The 3,230-nt window shown below is 68.9% G+C and carries 2 protein-coding genes, 1 tRNA gene and 1 pseudogene; 3 read left to right on the top strand and 1 reads right to left on the bottom strand.

What is annotated here, in order from left to right:
• Positions 1 to 195: 195 nt before the first annotated feature.
• Positions 196 to 1,485 (top strand): acetamidase/formamidase family protein, encoded by a 1,290-nt coding sequence (locus tag FVW27_RS11285; protein ID WP_341806127.1) that lies wholly within the window; start codon positions 196 to 198, stop codon positions 1,483 to 1,485.
• A gap of 76 nt (positions 1,486 to 1,561) precedes the next feature.
• Here FVW27_RS11285 and FVW27_RS11280 read toward each other — a convergent pair.
• Positions 1,562 to 1,638, bottom strand: a tRNA-Pro gene (locus FVW27_RS11280).
• Positions 1,639 to 1,950: 312 nt separating this feature from the next.
• On the opposite strand from FVW27_RS11280, the gene FVW27_RS11275 reads away from it, so the two are divergent.
• Both FVW27_RS11275 and FVW27_RS11270 read left to right on the top strand, forming a co-directional pair.
• On the top strand, positions 1,951 to 2,898 hold the full coding sequence (locus FVW27_RS11275) for a rhodanese-like domain-containing protein (protein ID WP_167125188.1): 948 nt from the start codon (positions 1,951 to 1,953) through the stop codon (positions 2,896 to 2,898).
• Positions 2,895 to 3,230 (top strand): annotated as a pseudogene (locus FVW27_RS11270) (hypothetical protein); the annotation flags it as partial. The gene FVW27_RS11275 and the pseudogene FVW27_RS11270, both read left to right, overlap by 4 nt.

Here is a 3,230-nt window from a genome sequence, read left to right as displayed (position 1 = left end):
CGCCATGCGGCCCGCCCCTTGCCCGCCCGGCCCCCCTGTCCCCAGTGCATCCCGGCATTCCGCCCGCCGGGGCGCGCCGCGCGTTCCGCCGCAAGCGCCACTCCCATTCTCGGTACTGGTCATTCGTGCGGCAAAGTGCTTAGGCTCTGTCCAGTCCCCCTGCGATATCTCCACCTCAAAAAAAGGAGCACACTCGTGGCGAACAGGACAGTCTTCGTCAACACCTTCACCAACGGCATCCTCGGTCCGGATGTTCCCATGCTGGGGCCGGTGCAGGACGGCGGCATCATCGTCGCCAACACCGCGCCCGGCTGCTGGGGGCCCATGCTTACCCCCGCCATCCGGGGCGGGCACGAGGTGACGCAGCCGGTTTACGTGCAGGGCGCGGAACCGGGCGATTCCATCGCCATCCGCATCCTGTCCATCCAGGTCACCTCGCGGGTCACGGCGTCCGGCAACGACAGCATGTTCGCGGACCGCTGCCTGGGCGACCCCTATGTGGCGGGCAAATGTCCGCAGTGCGGCGCGCTGTACGAAAACACCTGCGTGGAAGGCTGCGGGCCGGACTGCATCCGCTGCGCGGCGTGCGGGGCAGCCGCAGCGCCCTTTGCCTTCACCAACGGCTACACCATCGCCTTCAACGAACAGGGCACGCTGGGCGTCACCCTGAACAAGGCCGCCGCCGAACGGGTGGCCGGCAACGCGCGCGAGTACATGTGCACGCCGGACAATTCCATCCAGAACCCGGTGGTGGCCCTGGCCCCCAGCGACATCCCCGGCGTGGTCAGCCGCATGATCCCCTTCGTGGGGCAGCTTGGCGTCATGCCCACCCGGCAGATTCCCGATTCGCACAACGCGCGCGACTTCGGTTCGTTCCTCGTGGGCGCGCCGCATGAATACGCCATCACGCAGGAACAGTTGGCCGACGTCACAGACGGCCACATGGACATCAACCGCGTGCGCGCCGGGGCCGTGCTGATCACGCCGGTGCGCGTGCCCGGCGGCGGGGTGTACGTGGGCGACATGCACGCCATGCAGGGCGACGGCGAAATCGCGGGGCACACCGCCGACGTGGCCGGGGTCATCACCATGCAGGTTTCGGTGCTGAAGGGCGTGACCTGCGGTGGCCCCATCATTCTGCCGGTGCATGACGACCTGCCCCTGCTGGCCCGCCCCCTGAGCGAGGACGAAAAGCGCCAGGCACGGCAGCAGGCGGACGCTTGGGGCGTGCAGTTGGAAGAATCCGCGCCCATCTCCTTCGTGGGCACCGGCCCCAACCTCAACGACGCCACGGCCTGCGCGCTGGACCGCGCGGCAACATTCCTGGGCTGCACCGTGCCGGAAGTGATGAACCGCGCCACCATCACCGGCAACATCCAGATTGGCCGCGCGCCCGGCACCGTTACCGCCACCTTCCTTGCGCCGGTGGACACGCTGCGTGAAAAGGGCGTGTACGAACTGATCCGCACCCAGTACGGCCTGTAAACGCATTGCCACGGTTTGTGCGCAATAACGAAGAAGGCCGCCGATCTTTCGATCGACGGCCTTTGCGTGTCTAAGCTGGTCGGGATGAGAGGATTTGAACCTCCGACCCCCTGAACCCCATTCAGGTGCGCTCCCAGGCTGCGCTACATCCCGACACGCGAGAAAAGGTGTGTAGCCCCGGTGGCCGGTGCTGTCAACATGAAAGTGGGGCGAAAGTGCGCGAAAAGGCGGCAAGGGGGGAGCAGGGCGTCGGCAGGGCCGTGGCGGTCGCATGATGTGGGCGAAGGCTGGGCATGCCTGGGCGGCGTCGCGCGCATGAGACGATACCCTTGCAGGTACGGCCGTGTCGGGTAGAATGGCGGCGGGCGGCACGTGCCGCCGGGCGCACCCTTGCCCGTGGCATTGCCCTTGTCCGCTGTCCGCCAGCCACACGCCATCCCGTAGCATCCACCCGCAGGAGGCACCATGAGCCCATCGCCCCGCGTCCCCATCGAATCCATTTCGCCGCAGGCCCTGCGCGACTACATGGCCGCCCGGCCAGAGGGCAGCTATGTGCTGGTGGACGTGCGCCAGCCCGATGAATACCGGCAGGAGCACATCCCCGGCGCCCGGCTGGTGCCCGTGGGCGAACTGGCCGCCCTGCTGGCCACGCTGGACCCGGCGCAGGACCACGTCTTCTATTGCCGCAGCGGGGGGCGGTCCGCGGCGGCGGCGGTGATGGCGGCGGAAAGCGGCAGATTCGCCGCGTCGTCATCAGGGATGGGGGGCACGGGTGGCACGGGCGCCACGGCGGTGGGCCGCATCCTGAACCTGGCGGGTGGCATGAATGCCTGGTCCGGACAGGCCGTGGCCGACAGTCCGCGCATTCAGGTGTTTGCCGGGGTGCGCAGCATGGAGGAACTGCTGCGCCGTGCGCTGGACATGGAAAAGGCCGCCCACCTGCTGTACACCCGCGTGCGCGCCGCCGGGCCGAAACCCGCCGTGTGCGCGCTGATGGACCGGCTGATCGGCGTGGAACTGGCCCACGCCAAGGTGGTCTATCACCATCTTGCGCAGCGTTGGGACGCCGACGCCCACGCCGACGCCACGCGCGGCCCGCTGCCCCCCTTCGATGCGCTGTTCGATGCGCTGGAAGGCCGTGTGCTGGAAGGCGGCATGGCCGTGGCCGATCTGGAGCCGTGGCTGCGCGACGCCGCCAGCGGCGACTGTCTGGACATCGCGGAACTGGCGCTGGAAGTGGAAATGAACGCCTACGACCTGTACCGCACCCTGGCCGACGAGGCCCGTCGCGGCAGCGGCCTTGGCGGCCTTGCGGAGCGGGCCTTTCTGGATCTTGCCACGCAGGAAAAGACCCACGCCCGCATGATCATCGACCAGATCGCCACCTTTTCCACGGACGGGGAGGCCCGGTGACCGACGATTTGCGGCGTTTGGACCAGCACTGCCAGTCTCGCCAAGTTGGCCCGGCTCGCCAGACTGGCCCCTTCGACCATTCCGGCCTGCCCGCGCCCTTGCCTGCCCCGTGGGGTAGGGATGGGGCGGCCCCGTCTTCGGGGGCGGCTGAGCAGGCAGGCGGTGAGCCCGTTTCGACTGTTCCGGCTGCCCCATCCGCGTCCATCGTCCCGCCCGAATCGGTGCGGCCCGGTACCGCCGTGCCCATCCCCGTGGCCCTGCTGCGCTGCCCGGACTACGACCCGCAGCGCATCGGGCGCGTGGTGGCAGAGGCGCTGGACGCCTCCGGCTGG

Source organism: Nitratidesulfovibrio liaohensis (assembly GCF_011682075.1).
GTDB lineage: Bacteria > Desulfobacterota > Desulfovibrionia > Desulfovibrionales > Desulfovibrionaceae > Cupidesulfovibrio > Cupidesulfovibrio liaohensis.
Note: the sequence above shows the minus strand (reverse complement) of the source record. Positions and strands in the feature narration are given on the sequence as shown.